The sequence below is a fragment of the Delftia sp. genome (genome assembly GCF_059499305.1).
Genome location: NZ_JCABYI010000030.1, coordinates 926,774 through 943,874, shown reverse-complemented (window position 1 = coordinate 943,874; position 17,101 = coordinate 926,774). Strand labels below are relative to the sequence as shown.

General features: G+C 68.6%; 11 protein-coding genes. 5 read left to right on the top strand and 6 right to left on the bottom strand.

From position 1 onward, the window contains the following. Window positions 1–71: 71 nt before the first annotated feature. Window positions 72–1,832, top strand: a complete 1,761-nt coding sequence (locus AC5I49_RS20915) for an MFS transporter (protein WP_495789831.1) — start codon at window positions 72–74, stop codon at window positions 1,830–1,832. 70 nt (window positions 1,833–1,902) lie between these two features. On the opposite strand, the gene mltA is transcribed toward AC5I49_RS20915, so the two are convergent. Further along, entirely contained in the window at window positions 1,903–3,087 is a 1,185-nt protein-coding gene (gene mltA, locus AC5I49_RS20910) for a murein transglycosylase A (protein WP_017404060.1), read from the bottom strand. Between mltA and AC5I49_RS20905 the strand changes: the two genes are divergently transcribed. The 3 genes from AC5I49_RS20905 (at window position 3,086) to AC5I49_RS20895 (ending at window position 5,480) form a co-directional block, all read left to right on the top strand. Then, complete coding sequence (locus tag AC5I49_RS20905; RefSeq protein WP_016449371.1) at window positions 3,086–3,256, top strand: hypothetical protein; 171 nt, start codon at window positions 3,086–3,088, stop codon at window positions 3,254–3,256. The two genes, mltA and AC5I49_RS20905, sit on opposite strands and share 2 nt — an antisense overlap. Window positions 3,257–3,401: 145 nt before the next feature. Beyond that, entirely contained in the window at window positions 3,402–4,100 is a 699-nt protein-coding gene (locus AC5I49_RS20900; protein ID WP_016454249.1) for a YiaD family glycine zipper/OmpA-like lipoprotein, read from the top strand. 105 nt (window positions 4,101–4,205) lie between these two features. Continuing rightward, a complete protein-coding gene (locus AC5I49_RS20895) occupies window positions 4,206–5,480 on the top strand; it encodes an amino acid deaminase (protein WP_047474560.1) in 1,275 nt (424 codons plus the stop codon). A gap of 5 nt (window positions 5,481–5,485) precedes the next feature. Here AC5I49_RS20895 and AC5I49_RS20890 read toward each other — a convergent pair whose 3' ends face one another. Genes AC5I49_RS20890 through AC5I49_RS20875 form a run of 4 tightly spaced genes read right to left on the bottom strand, consistent with a single transcriptional unit; the run spans window position 5,486 to window position 13,218 of the window. Then, the gene (locus tag AC5I49_RS20890; RefSeq protein ID WP_012202778.1) at window positions 5,486–6,115 is read right to left on the bottom strand and encodes a response regulator transcription factor; all 630 of its coding nucleotides are present in this window, start codon (window positions 6,113–6,115) and stop codon (window positions 5,486–5,488) included. 34 nt (window positions 6,116–6,149) lie between these two features. Next, window positions 6,150–8,273, bottom strand: coding sequence for a two-component system sensor histidine kinase NtrB (locus AC5I49_RS20885; RefSeq protein ID WP_495789830.1), 2,124 nt, complete (start codon window positions 8,271–8,273; stop codon window positions 6,150–6,152). Next, a complete protein-coding gene (locus tag AC5I49_RS20880) occupies window positions 8,270–9,085 on the bottom strand; it encodes a carbon-nitrogen hydrolase family protein (RefSeq protein WP_016454246.1) in 816 nt (271 codons plus the stop codon). The genes AC5I49_RS20885 and AC5I49_RS20880 overlap by 4 nt, the downstream gene beginning before the upstream one ends. Then, on the bottom strand, window positions 9,082–13,218 hold the full coding sequence (locus AC5I49_RS20875) for a YhdP family protein (protein WP_495789829.1): 4,137 nt from the start codon (window positions 13,216–13,218) through the stop codon (window positions 9,082–9,084). The genes AC5I49_RS20880 and AC5I49_RS20875 overlap by 4 nt, the downstream gene beginning before the upstream one ends. A 133-nt stretch (window positions 13,219–13,351) precedes the next feature. Here AC5I49_RS20875 and glnE point away from each other — a divergent pair, with 133 nt between their 5' ends. Then, a complete protein-coding gene (gene glnE, locus AC5I49_RS20870; RefSeq protein ID WP_473043195.1) occupies window positions 13,352–16,093 on the top strand; it encodes a bifunctional [glutamate--ammonia ligase]-adenylyl-L-tyrosine phosphorylase/[glutamate--ammonia-ligase] adenylyltransferase in 2,742 nt (913 codons plus the stop codon). Between the two features lie 352 nt (window positions 16,094–16,445). Here the strand turns inward: glnE and AC5I49_RS20865 are convergent, their stop codons facing one another. Next, window positions 16,446–17,066, bottom strand: a complete 621-nt coding sequence (locus AC5I49_RS20865) for a glutathione S-transferase family protein (RefSeq protein ID WP_016449378.1) — start codon at window positions 17,064–17,066, stop codon at window positions 16,446–16,448. Window positions 17,067–17,101: the final 35 nt, after the last annotated feature.

Below are 17,101 nucleotides of genomic sequence, written 5' to 3'. Positions count from 1 at the left end.
CGGTGGTCGTGGTTATTAGTAAGGCAACCATTTCTGGCGCCACCCCGCGTTTGGCCCGAGAATCGGGACACATGGCCGCAGAACAATCAACACCAGACCCCGCCCAGCCACCCGCCTCAGAAACCGAGCCTTCCACCCAGCCCCCGGCCGAGCCCTCGGGCGCGGGGGCGCCGGGCACCCTGCTCGAGGACCCGTCCGGCATGGCCGCTGCCGACAGGGCGGCCGCCGAGGCCGAAGGCCAGAAGGCGGCCCAGGCCCAGCAGGGCGTCTGGGCGCCGCTGTCCGGCCCCACCTTCCGCATGCTCTGGCTGATCTGGATGGCGGCCAACACCTGCATGTGGATGAACGATGTGGCGGCGGCCTGGCTCATGACCTCGCTGACCACCTCGCCCGTGCTCGTGGCCCTGGTGCAATCGGCCTCCACGCTGCCCGTCTTCCTGCTGGGCCTGCCCAGCGGCGCGCTGGCCGACATCCTGGACCGGCGCCGCTACTTCATCGTCACCCAGTTCTGGGTGGCGGCCGTGGCCCTGGTGCTGTGCCTGTTCGTGCTGTCGGGCCAGATGACGGCGCACTGGCTGCTGGTGCTGACCTTTGCCAACGGCATCGGCCTGGCCATGCGCTGGCCCGTGTTCTCGGCGCTGATCCCCGAACTCGTGCCCAAGCACCACCTGCCCTCGGCCATGGCGCTGAACGCGGTGGCCATGAACGCCTCGCGCATCATCGGCCCCCTGGTGGCGGGCGCCATCATCGCCAGCCTGGGCAGTGCCTGGGTGTTCGTGCTGAACGCCGTGCTGTCCGTCATCTCGGGCATCGTGCTGATCCGCTGGAAGCGCCGCCACGTGGCCAACCCGCTGGGCCGCGAGCGCCTGCCCTCGGCCATGCGCGTGGGCCTGCAGTTCGTGCGCGAGTCGCCGCGCATGCATGCGGTGCTGGCGCGCACGGTGTGTTTCTTCCTGCAGTGCACGGCGGTGATGGCCCTGCTGCCCCTGGTGGCACAGCGCCTGCACGGCCCGACCGAAGGCGGGGGCGGCGCCGAGACCTTCACGCTGCTGCTGGCCTCCATGGGTGCGGGCGCCATCGTGGGCGCCATGTTCCTGCCGCGCCTGCGCCAGGCCATGTCCAAGGAAAGGCTGATCCGGTCGGGCTCTGCCGTGCATGCCCTGGCCACGCTGGCCGTGGCCTTGTCGCCCAATGTCTACATGGCGGTGCCGGCCATGATGCTGGCCGGCATGGCGCTGATCTCCACGGCCAACGTGCTGGGCGTTTCGGCCCAGATGGCCCTGCCCAACTGGGTGCGGGCGCGCGGCATGTCCATCTACCAGATGTCCATCATGGGCGGCACGGCGGCAGGCGCCGCGCTCTGGGGACAGGTGGCCAGCATGGTGGGCGTGCGCGGCAGCCTCATGGTGGCCGCCGCCAGCGGCGTGGCCTGCATGCTGCTGGTGCAGCGCTTGGTGCGCGACCGCCAGATCGAGGAGGACCTGAGCCCCTCCAAGGCCTTCCAGCGCCCCGAGGTCAACATCCCCGAAGCCGGCCGCGTGGTCGTCACCATCGAGTACCAGATCGACCCCACCCAGGCCGAGGCCTTCCGCGCCCTCATGCAGGAAAGCCGCCGCAGCCGCATGCGCCAGGGTGCGCTGGGCTGGAGCCTGCTGCACAGCATGAGCCACCCGGAGCGCTACGTGGAGCAGATCATCGACGAGTCATGGACCGAGCACCTTCGCCGCTTCGACCGCGTCACCGCCGCCGACGTGGCGCTGCGCGACCGCAAGCTGGCGTATCACAAGGGCAAGGAACCGCCGCGCGTCACGAGGTACTTCGATACCCCCTGAGGCGCTGCGCGCCTTCTCCCTCCCTCGCGAAGCGAGTAGAGAGGAGGAAGCGGCGTAGCCGCTCAGGGAATCACCTCAAGTGCGGTGCCTGGCTCGCCAGGGCGCGCGGCCAGAAGGCCCACAGGCGCAGGTTCTGCTTGATGCGGCCTGCCAGGTCGCCGGCTTCGGGGCCCCAGCCCATGAAGTAGTCGGCGCGCACGGCGCCGACGATGGCGCTGCCCGTGTCCTGGGCGAAGACCAGGCGGTTCAGCGCCACGGTGGGCCCGGATGTGGACAGCCAGACCGGTGTGCCGTAGGGGATGCTCTGCTTGTCCACGGCGATGGAGCGGCCTGGCGTCAGGGCCACGCCCTGGGCGCCCTTGGGGCCGAACTGCAGGTCCAGGCCTTCCAGCGGCTCTTCACGGAAGAAGACGTAGCGCGGGTTGCTCCACAGCATTTCATTGACGCGGCCGGGGTTGGCGGCCACCCAGGCGCTGATGCCGGGCCAGGTGGCGTCGCGCACCAGTCCCTGGTCCAGCAGCCAGCGGCCCACGCTCTTGTAGGGCTGGTCATTGGTGCCCGCAAAGGCGACGCGGATCGTGCGTTGCGCGCCCGTGGGCTCGGTGATGTTCAGGCGCCCCGATCCCTGGATGTGCAGCACCATCGCATCGACCGGGTCGCGCAGCCAGGCGATGGCGCGGCCTGCCAGGGCCGCCTGGGCCTCTGGCAGGGTCTCGATCTGCTGGCGCGAGAACCAGGGCTTGCGGCTGCCGAAGCCGGCGCCGGCCGGCGTCTTGTACAGCGGCACGTTGAATCCGTCGCCGGGCAGGCGCCGCGCCTCGAACAGCGGCTCGTAGTAGGCGGTCAGCATGCCGTCCGGGCCGCCGCCCAGCGCCTCGATGCGGTAGGGTTGCAGATTGGCCATGAGCCAGGCGCGCTGCTCGTCGCCCGTGGCGATGCTCAGCTGGCGCACATCGCGGCACAGGCCTGCGAAGACCGAACTGGGTCGTTCGCAGTTCTTGAGCCAGGCATTCCAGGCTTCGTGCAGCGCGTCCTCCTGCAGGCCGGGCAGTTCGCTCCAGTCGGCCGCGATCCAGCGGCTCTTGGTGGGCGTGTTGGTGACCAGCGGGGGCCTGGGCGTGACGGCGGGAGAGCCGCCCGGCTGCAGATCGGGTACGGGCGAGGGGTCGTAGACCGGCTTGGTGGTGGTCGTGCAGGCGACCAGCGTCCCTACAATCAGCGCCATCGCGGCATGGCGCAGGAGGTGGAAATTCATGGGGTTGATTTTGCTCGAAGCACTGCTGGCCTTGGTGATTCTGGTCGCTATTGTGTGGTGGACCATGTTCTCCGGACGCCGCAAGGGCGAGTTGCCCGTGGACACGCCACGGGATTCGCATCCGTCTCCAGACAAACCCTCTCCCGGGCAGGATCGCAGCGGCCCGTGACGGCCGTGGAGGCAGCCTCGCGGAGCGGGCGCCGTCCTACGGGTATGCCCTGCCCGCACTGATAGGCTGTGCGCAGCCTGCTTTCCACAATGGGGACCCTGGCGCTACCGCACGGTGCGTTCCCAAGATTCAAAAGGAGTTTCCAATGCGCAAGCACATCGTTCTGGCCGCCGCAACGGCGGCCGCACTGTTCATCTCCGGCTGCGCGAACATGAGCGACACCCAGCGCCGCACGGCCACGGGCGCTGGCGTGGGCGCTGCAGCCGGCGCCGTGCTGGGCGCCGTCACCGGCGGCAGGGCCGGCACGGGTGCCGTGATCGGCGCTGGCGTGGGTGCACTGGGTACCTACATCTGGTCGCAGAACATGGAAAAGCAAAAGCGCGAGATGGAGCAGGCCACCCAGGGTACGGGCGTGAACGTGAGCCAGACGGCTGACAACCAGCTCAAGCTCGACATTCCCAGCGACATCTCGTTCGATACCAACCGTTCCGACATCAAGGGCAACTTCGCTCCCATCCTGGACCGCTTCGCCGAGGGCCTGCGCAACAACCCCAATGCCGAGGTGCGCATCATCGGCCACACGGACAGCACCGGCTCTGACGCCATCAACAATCCGCTGTCGCTGGACCGCGCCAACAGCACGCGCAACTACCTGACCATGCGCGGCGTCTCGGGCGCCCGCATCGCCACCGAAGGCCGTGGCTCGCACCAGCCCGTGGCTTCCAACGACTCGGCCAGCGGCCGTGCCATGAACCGCCGCGTGGAGATCTTCGTGGGCGAGATCCCGCAGCAGCACCAGCAGCCTCAGTATCAACAGCAGCCGCAGTACCAGCAGCCCCGCTGACCCGGGCTCTGTGCCAGATGCAACGCCCCGCAACGCGGGGCGTTTTTGCGTGGGCGGGCACCGGCATTGCCCTATGCTGGCTCCCATCCATCAATGGGGAGTCGTATGAGTGAAGCAAGCACAGCGGGCGCGGCCGACGTGGTCAGCCCGCTCGACAAGGGCCTGGGCGCGCTGTCCGCCCCCTGCGCGCCGCAGGACGCTGCCGCGCAGGGGTGGAATCTGCTGCGGGAAGACTTGAGTTTGCCGGTGGCCGTGCTGTCGCAGTCGCGCCTGTCGCACAACCTGGCCTGGATGCAGCGCTTTGTGGATGCCTACGGCGCCCAGCTCGCGCCCCACGGAAAGACGACCATGGCGCCCCGCCTGTTCCGCCAGCAGATCGACGCGGGCGCCTGGGGCATCACGCTGGCCACCGCTCAGCAGACGTGCGTGGCCCATGCCCATGGCGTGCGCCGCGTGCTCATGGCCAACCAGTTGATCGGCCGGCGCAACATGGCGGCCGTGGCCGAGCTGCTGGCCGATCCTGGCTTCGAGTTCTTCTGCCTGGTCGATTGTGCCGAGCAGGTCGAGCAGCTGGCCGCCTTTTTTGGCGCAGCGGGCCGGTCCGTGCAGGTGCTGATCGAACTGGGCCCGCCCGGCGGGCGCACGGGCGTTCGCTCCGATGCGCAGATGCAGCCGCTGCTGGACGCGCTGGCCCGGGCCGGTGCCGGCGTGCGACTGGCCGGGATCGAGGTCTACGAGGGCGTGCTCAAGGAAGAAGAACCCATCCGCACCCTGCTGCGACGGGCCGTGGACTGGCTCCAGCGGCTGGCGGGCGAGGGCCGGCTGCAGCGCAGCCCGGCCGTGCTCACTGGCGCCGGCTCGGCCTGGTATGACGTGGTGGCCCAGGAGTTCGGCAAGGCCGACATCGGCGGTCCGCTGGATCTGGTGCTGCGCCCGGGCTGCTATCTCACGCATGACGCGGGCATCTACCAGGCAGCGCAGCGGCGCATCGACCAGACCAATCCCGTGGCGCAGCAGATGCGTGCCAGCCTGCAGCCTGCGCTGCAGGTCTGGGCCTATGTGCAGTCGCTGCCCGAGCCCGGCCGCGCCATCGTGGCGCTGGGCAAGCGCGATACCGCCTTCGAGGCCGTGCCGCCCCGGCCCGCGCTGCGCTACCGCCCCGGTGATGCCGCGCCGGTGGCCACACCGCCCCATTGGGAGGTCACGGCCATGATGGACCAGCATGCTTTCCTGAAGGTGGCCGAGGACGATGGCCTGCGCATAGGCGACATGCTGGCCTTCGACATCTCCCACCCCTGCCTGACCTTTGACAAATGGCGGCAGTTGGCCGTCGTCAATGACCGCTATGACGTGGTGGACGTGATTGCCACGTATTTCTGAAGGGGTCAGCCGTGTGTGCGCAGCAGGTTGGCCAGTTCAACGGCCGACTTGACCTGCATCTTGTCGAAGACGCGCGCGCGGTGGACCTCGACGGTGCGCACGCTGATGTCCAGCTGGTCGGCGATGAGCTTGTTGGGAATGCCCTCGACCACCAGGCGCATCACGTCGCGCTCGCGCTCCGTCAGCTCGTTGAAGCGTGCACGCACGGCTTCGCGCGCACGGGTTTCAGCCTGGTGCTGGGCCGACAGTTCCAGCGCCTGTTCGATGCGGTCCACGAGGGCATTGTCCGAGAAAGGCTTCTCGCAGAAGTCGAAGGCGCCGCGCTTGACGGTGTCCACGGCCGTGGGCACGTCGGCATGGCCGGTCAGGAAGATCACGGGCATGCCTGCGATCTGGTTGCGTTCCAGCATGAGGTTGAACAGCGCCAGCCCGCTCATGCCGCCCATGCGCATGTCCAGCAGCAGGCAGCAGGGATTGCGTGGCGGTGGGCGCGACTGCAGCATGGCGTCGAAGGCCTCTGCGCTGTCATAGCATTCGCTGAGCAGGCGGCGCGAGCGCAGCAGCCAGGCCAGCGCTTCGCGGACATCGGTGTCGTCGTCGACGATGTAGACGGTGGCGTCGGGTACAGGTTCCATGGGCCTATTGTTCCATTTGTTCCATTGGTGCCATCTATGCCTGCACCTGCGCAGGGCTGTGCGCCGGCAGCGTGAAGGCGAAGACGGTCCCGCGCGGGCTGTGGGGGCTGTGCTGCAGGTGGCCGCCATGCTGCTCGACCACGGTACGGCACAGGCTCAGGCCCAGGCCCATGCCCTCGTTGCGCGTGGTGAAAAAGGGCGTGAACAGTTGCTCCGCCACATGCTGGGGAATGCCGGTGCCGCAGTCGATGACGGCGAACTCCACCCAGCTGCGGCGCGTGCTGGCGGCCGCACGGCGCACGCGCAGCTGCAGCTCGCGCTCCATGGTCTCGGGCGAGTCCATGGCCTGCATGCCGTTGCGCGCCAGGTTGAGCAGCACCTGCTCGATCATGGTCGGATCGCACAGCACGGGCGGGAGGCCGGGCTCGATGTCGGTGGTCACGCGCACGCCCAGGTTGCGTGCCTGCAGGCTGATCAGCGGCAGCACGGCGTCTATGAGTTCGGCGGCGCCTATGACTTCGCGGGACTGGTCGCGCCGCCGCACGAAATCGCGCACGCTCTTGATCACGCGGCCTGCGCGGTCGGCCTGGAAGCTGATGCGCTCCATGGCCATGCGCAGGTCCTGCAGTTGCTGGCGCAGCCGGGCTTCATGGTCCGAGATGGCGCTGCCCGCACCTGCACCTGTGCCCGTGCCCGTGCCCGTGCCATCGTCGCTCCCCAGCATGTTCAGCGATCCCGTGGCGTAGCTGGAGATGGCCACCAGCGGCTGGGTGAGTTCATGGCTCAGCAGCGAGGCCATCTCGCCCACCGTGGCCAGGCGGGCCGTGGCCTGCAGGCGCTCCTGCGAGGCGCGTGAGATCTCTTCCATGCGCTTTTGCTCGCTGATGTCGATGAAGGCACTCATCCAGCCGGTGTGCTGGCCCTGGGCATTGATCAGCGGCGCCTCGAAGATCAACACCGGAAAGCGCGTTCCGTCCTTGCGCATGAAGATGCTTTCATGGCCCTCGCGCGGCGGCGGGGCGTTGCCGGACAGGCGGCTGTCGCGCCGGCGCGCGTAGATCTCGGCGCGCTCGGGCGGCCAGTAGGGCGCAATGCTCAGTCCCAGCAGTTCCTCGGCCGTGAAGCCCACCATGCTGCAGAAGGCCGGGTTCACATAGCTGATGCGGCCCTGCAGATCGCGCGCGCGCAGGCCCGTGACCAGCGAGTCCTCCATGGCCTTGCGAAAGGCCAGCGCATCGCCCAGATCGCGCTCGGCGCGCAGGCGTCGGCGGTTGTCGCGCACCAGCACGGCGACCACGGACACCAGGGCGATGGACATCAGCGTCACCAGGGCCGTGAGCACGTTGGGGAATACGCTGGGCGCGCGGTGCCAGCTGTCCATGCGCAGCACCAGGGTGCTGCCCGGCAGGTCCAGCAGCTGCTGCGCCGTGAACATGCGCGTGCCGCGCCAGGAGGCGCCCAGCAGGGCCAGGCGCGTGCCGTCCGGCTCGGTGAAGGACACTTCCTGGGTGCGCGGCAGGTTCTTGCTGACCTGGGTGATCAGCAGGCTTTGCAGGCTGTAGGTGCCGATGACAAAGCCGATGATGTGGCCGCTTTGCGTCAATGGCAGGCAGACCTCCATCATCTCCGTGCCCAGGCCTTCGGCCAGCAGCTGGAAGTAGCTGGGCGAGTAGGCCGGGCCGTTGAGGCGGCGCGCGTGGGTGCAGGTCAGCACGGCCTCCGGATGGGTGTTTTGCGTGCGCAGCTGGTCTTCCCACTGCACGTTGCGGTAGGGCGTCTCGGCATGGGAGCGGATCTGCAGGCCCGCATCGCGCCATTCGATGCGCATCAGCTCGCGGCGCACCTGCAGCAGCTCGGCGGCGCGGGTCTTCCACTCGGCAGGGTCGTTGTCGGGCGCGTTCAGCGCCTGCAGGTCCTGCAGGTTGCGGTTGAGGGCGGCGCGTATGTCGGCCACGGCATTGGCGGTGTCGCGCTCCAGCTTGTCCTGGACCTGGGAGGCCTCATAGCGTCCGGCCAGCCAGACCATGGTGATGAGCATGCTGGCCACCAAAGCGACCAGCAGGCTCCACAGCGACCAGCGCCGCCAGGCAGTGCGCCAGCGGCGCCAGGGCCAGCGGCCTTCGGCAGGGGCGGGCGTGGACAGGTGCAGCGGATTCACAGGACGCGGTGCTCCAGGGCCGGCAACTGGCGGCGCACATGCGCCAGGCGCTCGCGCTTGATCTCGCCCAGCACCACACCGGCACCCTCGGCCTGCTGCGCCAGCACCATGCCCCAGGGGTCGGCCAGCAGGCTGTGGCCCCAGGTGCGGCGGCCGTTCTCATGGTGGCCGCCCTGGGCGGGCGCCAGCAGGTAGGCCTGGTTTTCGATGGCGCGGGCGCGCAGCAGCACCTCCCAGTGGGCCAGGCCCGTGATGTGGGTGAAGGCGGCGGGCACCAGCAGCAGGTCGGCACCCTGCTCGGCCAGTCGGCGGTACAGCTCGGGAAAGCGCAGGTCGTAGCACACGCTCAGGCCCAGGCGCCAGGACTCGCCCTCGCGCGAGGTGATGTCGCAGGTCACGGGCGTGTGGCCGGCCTGGACCACGGCGGCCTCCGTGTAGCGCTCGCGGCCGTTGTCGTAGTGGAACAGGTGGATCTTGTCGTAGCGCGCCACGCATTCGCCCTGGGGCGAGAACACCAGCGAGCTGTTGAGCACGTGGGCATCGTCATCGGCCACCAGAGGCAGGGTGCCGCCGACGATCCACAGCTGCAGCTCGCGCGCGGCGCGGCCCAGGAAGTCCTGGATGGGGCCTTGGCCGAAGCTCTCGCGATAGGCCAGCTTGTCGGTATCGCGCAGGCCCATGGCACAGAAGTATTCGGGCAGGGCCGCGAGTTCGGCGCCCTGCTCGCGCGCCTGGCGCAGCAGGGCCATGGCCTGGTCGAGGTTGGCGCGCACATCGGGTTCCGACACCATTTGCAGGGCTGCGATTTTCATGGGTTCTCTCCTGAAGGGGCTGACTCGGTGGCGGTGGAGGGCGTGCGCGACGGTGCGTCAGAGGGCGTTGCGGCCCGGCGGCGCGGCAAGGCAGTGACCTGGGGATCATCCCAGCTGCCGTCGATGCGGAATTCCTTGGTGGCTGCCGCAATCAGCGGGCCCCGCAGCAGCACCTGCGCCAGAAAGCTGCCCAGGCCGATCACGGGGTTGATGGCCGTGGCCACCAGGGAGGCGGTCATCGCGTTGATCTCTGGCACCACCACCACGTGCAGATTCTGCGTCTCCTGGACCAGGTCTGCCGTGCCTTCCATCAGCACGGCGGCGTTGACGCCCTTCATCTGCATGTTGTTGGTGCGCGCCACGCCATCGGTGATCTGCACATCACCGCGCATGAAGTCGAAGGCAAAGCCGTTGCTGAAGACATCGCGGAAATCCAGCGTCAGCCGGCGTGGCAGCGCCTGCAGGCTGAGCACGCTCAGCAGCTTGGCCAGGCCCGGTTCGGCCTTGAGGAACTGGCCGGTCTGCACATCCAGGTGCATGGAGCCCGAGAGGCTGCGGAAATCGGGCGTGATGGGCGAGCCCGTCCATCCCGCCGAGCCCTGCAGGCTCCCCTTGCCATTGCCCACCACGCCGGGCATGTCAAAGCGCGTGAGCAGCTTGCCCACGTCGCGCAGGTCCAGCTGGAACTGCAGCTGGCTGCGCCCCGGATGCTCGGACTGCCCCTGGGGCAGGCGCCACTGGCCGTTGGCCGTCAGCGTGGCCTCGGGCGTGGAAATGTTGAAGCGCGACAGCTGCCATTCGCGCGCCGCCGCGTTGCCGGGCACGGGGCGGTTGCGGGCCTCGACCTCCAGGCGGCCCAGCGCGTGGCCCGACAGGTGCATGTCGTCCACCACGATCTGCAGCGCCGGCAGCTGGCGCGGCCCTTCGTTGAACAGGGCGTCCACGCGTTCGGACTTGGCCTCCGGCACCGTCAGGCGGGACAGCCGGGCGACCAGTTGCCCTTCGGGCTGGGCGTCCGTGCCTTCGCGAAAGCCCACATAGCCATCCAGCTCCTGGGAGGTGAGGTTGCTGTGCCACGAGCCGCCATCGCGCGAAATGCCCGCCACCACATCGTGCAGCTGCCGCCCCTTGGCCTGCAGCTGCTTGACGCGCAGGCTCAGCCGATTGGGAAGGTATTCGCGCGCAGGGTCCGTGGCGGCGTCGGCGGGCTCTGGCATGGTGCCGTTGGACTGCGGCGCCAGCGCCAGCCAGTCGTCGATATTGAAGAGCGGCAACTGCACATGGGCCTGCACGCCCTGGCCCGAAGTGGGGGCCGTGACCGCTTCCTGGCCGATGAGGATGCTGCCGTGCAGCACGCGGCTGTGCTTGCCACTGATGTCGCGCTCATAGAAGACCGAGCCCGTGTCGCCCAGTTGCACGCTGATCTGGTCGCGCAGCGGGGCATCGGGCGCGGCGAAGCTGGCGGGCGCGAGCTGGTGGCTCACGGCCAACGGCTGGATGGACTCGGCGGCCTTGCCCAGCGGAGCCGGCAGGTTGATGCGCATGCCCTGCAGGCTGGACTGGACCTGGATTTCGGGCGTGCCACGGCGCACCTTCAGCAGCAGGGAATAGGGCGACTGGCCCTCGGCATGGCGGGCCAGGTCGGCCACCCAGCCCAGTTCCCTGGCATCGCGCAGCCCCTGTGCCGTGGCCGTGCCCTGCACCCGCACCTTGACGGACGATTCGGTGGCTGGCGCATTGCGCGCCAGCGCCTGCATGCCGCCATCGGCACGCAGCTCACCGCCCAGGGCCCGCGCCTGCAAGCCGACCAGCGAGAAGCCGGTGTCGGAGAATTTGACGGCGCCACGCAGCTGGCTCAGGTGCGGTGTCTCGTCATCGAGCTGCAGCGAGTTGCCCGCCAGCGTGACCAGCCCGGACACCTTGCTGCGGTCCAGATGGTCGATGGGCAATTGCAGTTGCAGGGCCAGTTGCGCGGCGCCCGTGGCCTCGCTGCCGTCCAGCACGTGCCCGGTCAGCGCCGACAGGGCCGAGGTCTTGACCACCCCCAGCATGTCGGCCAGCGGGCCCTGGCCCTTGGCGGTGACGGCCACCTCGGTGTGGGCCAGGTTGGGAATGCTGGCCTGGATGTCGCGCATCTGCAGCTGCGGATAGCCGGCGAACTGGCCGCGCGCATTGCGCACGGCCATGGAGGAGCGGTCAAACACCAGCTCGCCGGACAGATCGACCAGGGCCGGCCAGGGCGCCTCGCCATGCGTGAGCAGATGGGGCGGCACATATTCATAGTGCACGTCATGCAGCTTGGCCGCGATGTGGAACTCGCCCTGGCTGGGCTTGTCGGCGGGTACGTGGTCCAGGTTGCCGCGCACCTTGAAGTTCACCGTGCTCGCGCGCCCGGCGTGTATGGCCTCGCGCACATAGTGGCGCGCGTCGGCGGGAATCTCCAGCGGCAGGTAGCGGTGCACGCGCGTGCCGTCGGCGTTGCGCAGCTGGCCCTGCAGGTCCAGCACGCCGGGAAAGCGCGGCTGCCTGTCGCTGCCGTCGCCGGTATGCCATTGCGCGCGGGCCTCGCCTTCGGTGTCGTCATTGGCAAAGCGCAGGCTGGGCACCTGCACGCTGATGGCCTGGCCGCGCAGTTGCCAGCGCAGGCTGGCCTGCAGGCGGTGCAGCGGGATCTCGGGCTCCTCGAACACGCCGGGGAACGACAGCGACGCCGGCCGCTGCTCTGTGCCCTCCATCTCCAGCTGGGCCTGGCCGCCGTCCTGGTCCAGCGAGAAGCGCGCGTTCAGGCCCTTGAGGCCGGGCATGCCCGGCGCCGCGGGGCCTTCGGACGATGCCACGCCGTTGATCGACAGTTGCTGCAGTTCGCCACTGGCCTTGTACTGCTGCAAGGACTCCAGCGGGCCGCGCCAGCTTCCCTGGAACTGGTGCAGGCGGCCGGCCGGTGCCAGATCGGCCAGGTGCTGCTGCACCTGCTCTGGAAGCGGCAGGCGCTGGCCCAGCTGGGCGAGGATGGCCAGGTCAATGCCATCGGCCTGGAACTCGCCGTGCTCACCCAGCGCCCCCTGCGTGCTGGCGCCGGCGGGGTTGTAGCGCGCGCGCAGATTGCCAGCCGGCCAGTGCAGGCCGTCGCCCGTGGAAAATTCCAGGTTCTGCGCAGCGAAGCGCCAGCCGTCCTGGTGTTGCACGCTCAGCCTGCCCGTCAGGGCCTGCAGCTTCAGCGGCTGCAGGTCTTCGCGCCACTGCAGCTGCAGCGCGTTCACGGCCACGTCGGCCATGGCGCCCACGGGCTGGCCCTGGCGCAGGTCTATCCAGGCGCGCAGCGCGCCCCGGCCCTGCTGCAGGCGCAAGCCAGAGGTGTCTATGTACTGGCCGAGCTGGGACAGGTCGATCCGCGTGAACATCGCATGGGCCTGGCCGCTCCAGCGGCGCCAGTTGCCCTCGTGCGTGGACAGCAGCGGCTCGCGGAACAGGCCGGTCAGCATGAAGCGCTCGCCCCAGCCTTCGGGCGGCGTGGCATCCAGGCGCAGTCCGTGGCCCCAGCCCTTGTTGCGCAGCACCAGGTCCACATCGCGCAAGGCCAGCGGCGGAGCCTGGCGCAGTTCGTCCAACCACAGCAGGCTGCCGCCGCGCAGCGCCAGTTCGGTCTGCGAAAACAGCCAGTCGGCGGCGGCATTGTCCCCGCCGGCCGAAGGGCTGATCTCGATGCCGGCCACGAAGACTCGGCCATCGGCCGCGCGGCGCACCACGAGTTCAGGACGGTCTATGTAGATCTGTTCCACGCCCAGGCGCATCAGCGAGCGTGCCGAAACGGCGACCACCACGCTGGGCAGGCGCAGGGCGTCTGCCGAATGTTCGGGGTCTTGCACCACCACGTCGCCCAGCTCGAAGCGGGGGACCAATCCCTCGCTGCGGGCCGTGATGCTGCCTATGCGAACCGGTAGGCCCAGCGTGCGTGAGGCCAGGGATTCCAGCTGAGGACGCCATTCGCCGATTCGCGGCACAATCCAGCCATGGAGCACCCCCCACACGGAGGCGAGGACCAGCCAGAAGGCCAGGACCAGCCCCAGTGACCACCGCGCAAGGCCGGCCATCCAACGGGTCAGGCGTGTGGGGTGCGGTTTCGGTTCGATCATCGGCGGCATCAGCTATGACGGGAATTATGACCGGCGCCCTCAGGGCCTGGGCGGTAACCAAGGGTTGCTGCAATCCCTCTGCGCGTGAGTGGCCGCTTCTTTCGCGTTCCGTATGCAATCCTCAGTTCACGCAATGGCAGGTACGGCCTTGAATGTCCCCGCACAGGCCGCCTATTCCCGTTTTCACCAACGGCTGCACCGTCGCTATGGCGACGAGCTGAGCCTTTTGCCGCCGGGTCCGCCCGAGCGCGCGTCCATGGAGCAGGCCCTGGCGGCACTGCTGGAGCGTGGCCTGGACCTGTCGGCTGCGCTGCGTGTGCTGCGCCAGCTGGTCATGGAGCGCACCATGGTGCTCGACTGCGAGCAGCAGGCGCCGCTGGCCGTGGTCACGCGCTCCGTGACCGAGCTGGCCGAGCTGGCGCTGGAGCGCGCCTGCATCCAGGCGCGCGCCGAGCTCGACGCGCGCCATGGTGCGCCTCAAGGCCCCGACGGCCGGCCAGTGCAGCTGTGGATCATCGGCATGGGCAAGCTGGGCGCACGCGAGCTCAACGTCTCCAGCGACATCGACCTGATCTACGTCTACGAGCAGGACGGCGACACCGCCGGCCTGCCCGATGGGCGCGGGGTGATCTCCAACCACGAGTACTTCGCGCGCGTGGTCAAGGGCATCTACGGCCTGATCGGCGACACCACCGAGCACGGCTTTGTCTTCCGCGTGGACCTGGCGCTGCGTCCCAACGGGAACTCGGGGCCTTCGGCCGTCTCGCTGGCCTCGCTGGAGGAGTATCTGCAGACCCATGGACGCGAGTGGGAGCGCTTTGCCTGGCTCAAGAGCCGCGTCGTGGCGCCCATGGACTGCGTGCGCTCCCAGCAGGTGCAGGCGCTGCGTGCCGTGGTCCTGCCCTTTGTCTTTCGCCGCTACCTGGACTACGCGGTCTTTGATGCGCTGCGCTCGCTGCACCGCCAGATCCGCGAGCATGCGGCGCGGCGCAGCGCGGGCCATCCGGGCCGCTCCAATGACGTCAAGCTCTCGCGCGGCGGCATCCGCGAGATCGAATTCACCGTGCAGCTGCTGCAGGTGGTGCGTGGCGGCCAGTTCCCCGAACTGCGCTGCCGCCCCACGCTGGAGGCGCTGGGCCGCCTGGCGCGCGCCGGCCTCATGAGCCAGGAAGTGGCCGACGCCCTGGGCTCGGCCTACACCTTTTTGCGCCGTGTCGAGCACCGTATCCAGTACCTGGACGACCAGCAGACCCATGTGCTGCCCACGCGCGACGATGACCTGGAATGGATTGCGCGCACCATGGGCTTTGCCGATGCCTGCGCCTTTTTGCACCAGCTCGATGCCCATCGTGAAAAGGTGGCCGAGGAATTCGACACCCTGCTGGGCGGCTCGGCCCAGCCCCAGTGCGGCTCGGGCCGTTGCAACGGCGCGCGCAGCCCCGCCCAGGGCACGCCGCGCGAGATAGACGGCCTCATGGAGCAGTTGCCGCCAGCCCTGGCCGCCCATGTGGCCGACTGGCGCGGCAATGCCCGCATCGCCAACCTGCGCGACGAGGCGCGCGGCCGGCTGTTTCGACTCGTGCAGCGCACGGCGCAATGGGTGGCCGAGCGCAGCGTGCCCGAAGACGCCGCGCTGCGCTTTCTGAACTGGCTGGAGCCGCTGCTGCGCCGTGAAAGCTATCTGGCCCTGCTGCTGGAGCGCCCCGCCGTGCACGAGCGGCTGCTGGACCTGCTGGGCGCGGCACGCTGGCCCGCGCGCTACCTGCAGCAGCACCCGGGCGTGATCGACGAGCTGGCCAACGAAGCCATGCTGGGCGAGCGTTTCTCGCCCATGGACTTCGAGCATGAGCTGGCCCTGCGCCTGGCCGCGCTGCAGGCCACGGGCGAGGACGATGACGAAACCCTGCTGAACCTGCTGCGCCGCGCCCACCATGCCGAGGTCTTTCGCACGCTGGCGCGCGATATCGAAGGCCGCATCACGGTCGAGCAGGTGGCGGACGATCTCAGCGCACTGGCCGACTGCGTGCTGCGGGTGACGGCCAGCTGGTGCTGGAGCCGGCTCAAGAACCGCCACCGCGAGTCGCCGCAGTTCGCCATCATCGGCTACGGCAAGCTGGGCGGAAAGGAGCTGGGCTACGGCAGCGACCTGGACATCGTCTTCGTCTTCGATGACGAAGACGAGCACGCCTCCGAGATCTATGCCGCCTTTGTGCGCAAGCTCATCAACTGGCTGGCCGTCAAGACGGGCGAGGGCGACCTGTTCGAGATCGACACCGCGCTGCGCCCCAACGGCAACTCGGGCCTGCTGGTGACCAGCTTCGCCTCCTATGCCAACTACCAGCAGCAGCGCGGCAGCAACACGGCGTGGACCTGGGAGCACCAGGCCATGACGCGGGCGCGCTTCGTGCTGGGCAGTGACGATCTGCAGGCCCGCTTCGATGCCGTGCGCGAGGCTGTGATCACCGCGCCTCGCGACCCCTCGGCGCTGCGCGACGAAATCGTCGCCATGCGCGAACGCGTGCGCGGCGCCCATCCGGTGCGCGGCGGCCTGTTCGATGTCAAGCACAGCCCGGGCGGCATGGTCGATGTGGAATTCGCGGTCCAGTACCTCGTGCTCTCGCAATCGGCCTCGCACCCGGAACTGATGGCCAACCTCGGCAATATCGCGTTGCTGCAGCGCGCCGAACAGGCAGGATTGATCCCGGCCGGCGTAGGCCAGCAGGCGGCCCGGGCCTACCGCGAGCTGCGCCGCCTGCAGCACGTGGCACGGCTGGATGAGCGCTCGGCACAGCTGGTGCCAGGGCAGGCCGAGCCGCTGAGTGCGCCCGTCAAGGCCTTGTGGGATGCGGTTTTCGCCAACGCCGTTGCGGCTTGACGATGTGAAGCAAAGAAGGCGGCTTGCGGCTGCGAACGCCTTCACTTCAGCATCCGTGGAAATTGGCCTACAGCAGGATCGCGGGCATCCTCAAAATGTTACATTTTTCCTGCCCACGACCCCTGGAACTTCTGCAAAAGTAGCTCATCTATTGAACAGCTTGTTGAGAGAGAGTACCCAGACCGAATTTCACGTTGCGAAGCCTCTGGGGCCACAGTCCTGAACTGTTCCGCCCGAAGCGCTTCTCCTCCCTCCCTCTCTTTATTCGTTTCGGGATGCTTCGCAACTTTTTTATGCCAGCAAAAAGGCCACCCATCGGGTGGCCTTTTTGCATTCCCGGGCTGGTGCGGCGTCAGGGCTGGGGAGGGCGCGTGGCTGCAAAACTGGCACGCTCGGCCAGCTTGGCCTGCAGTGCGGCCAGATTGGGGTGGTCGGCGCGCCAGTCCAGCTCGGGAAAGCGAAAGTCCAGCCAGCCCAGGGCGCAGCCCACGCACACGTCGGCCAGGGTGAAGTGGATGCCGCAGCAATACGGCTTGTCGCCCAGCCCCTGGGACATCACGTTCAGTGCAGCCCGCACCTTGGCAAGCTGGCGGTCTATCCAGGCCTGGCAGCGCTGTTCTTCGCTGCGGCCATCCCAGGTGGCTTCGAGGCGGGCCAGCGCCCCGGCATCCAGCAGGCCATCGGCCAGTGCTTCCCAGGTCTTGATCTCGGCGCGCTCGCGCCCCGTGCCGGGAATCAGCTTGCCTACCGGGGAAAGTGTGTCCAGATATTCGACGATCACGCGCGAGTCGAACATGGCATCGCTGCCGTCCATGACCAGGCGCGGCACCTTGCCCAGCGGGTTGCCGGTGCCGGGCGACAGCTCGCGGCTCCAGGGGTTTTCCTCGACGAACTGATAGTCGAGCCTTTTCTCTGCCAGTACGACGCGTACCTTGCGTACGTAGGCGCTGGTGGAGGAACCTATCAGTTTCATGGCAATTTTCCGTGGCGAAGAGGCGGCCCATGGGC

Excerpts from the sequence above, each read along its gene's own strand:
- mltA (WP_017404060.1), bottom strand. The coding sequence starts at position 3,087 with ATGAATTTCCACCTCCTGCGCCATGCCGCGATGGCGCTGATTGTAGGG.
- glnE (WP_473043195.1), top strand. The coding sequence starts at position 13,352 with ATGGCAGGTACGGCCTTGAATGTCCCCGCACAGGCCGCCTATTCCCGT.
- AC5I49_RS20865 (WP_016449378.1), bottom strand. The coding sequence starts at position 17,066 with ATGAAACTGATAGGTTCCTCCACCAGCGCCTACGTACGCAAGGTACGC.
- AC5I49_RS20890 (WP_012202778.1), bottom strand. The coding sequence starts at position 6,115 with ATGGAACCTGTACCCGACGCCACCGTCTACATCGTCGACGACGACACC.
- AC5I49_RS20880 (WP_016454246.1), bottom strand. The coding sequence starts at position 9,085 with ATGAAAATCGCAGCCCTGCAAATGGTGTCGGAACCCGATGTGCGCGCC.
- AC5I49_RS20915 (WP_495789831.1), top strand. The coding sequence starts at position 72 with ATGGCCGCAGAACAATCAACACCAGACCCCGCCCAGCCACCCGCCTCA.
- AC5I49_RS20895 (WP_047474560.1), top strand. The coding sequence starts at position 4,206 with ATGAGTGAAGCAAGCACAGCGGGCGCGGCCGACGTGGTCAGCCCGCTC.
- AC5I49_RS20905 (WP_016449371.1), top strand. The coding sequence starts at position 3,086 with ATGGGGTTGATTTTGCTCGAAGCACTGCTGGCCTTGGTGATTCTGGTC.
- AC5I49_RS20900 (WP_016454249.1), top strand. The coding sequence starts at position 3,402 with ATGCGCAAGCACATCGTTCTGGCCGCCGCAACGGCGGCCGCACTGTTC.
- AC5I49_RS20875 (WP_495789829.1), bottom strand. The coding sequence starts at position 13,218 with ATGATCGAACCGAAACCGCACCCCACACGCCTGACCCGTTGGATGGCC.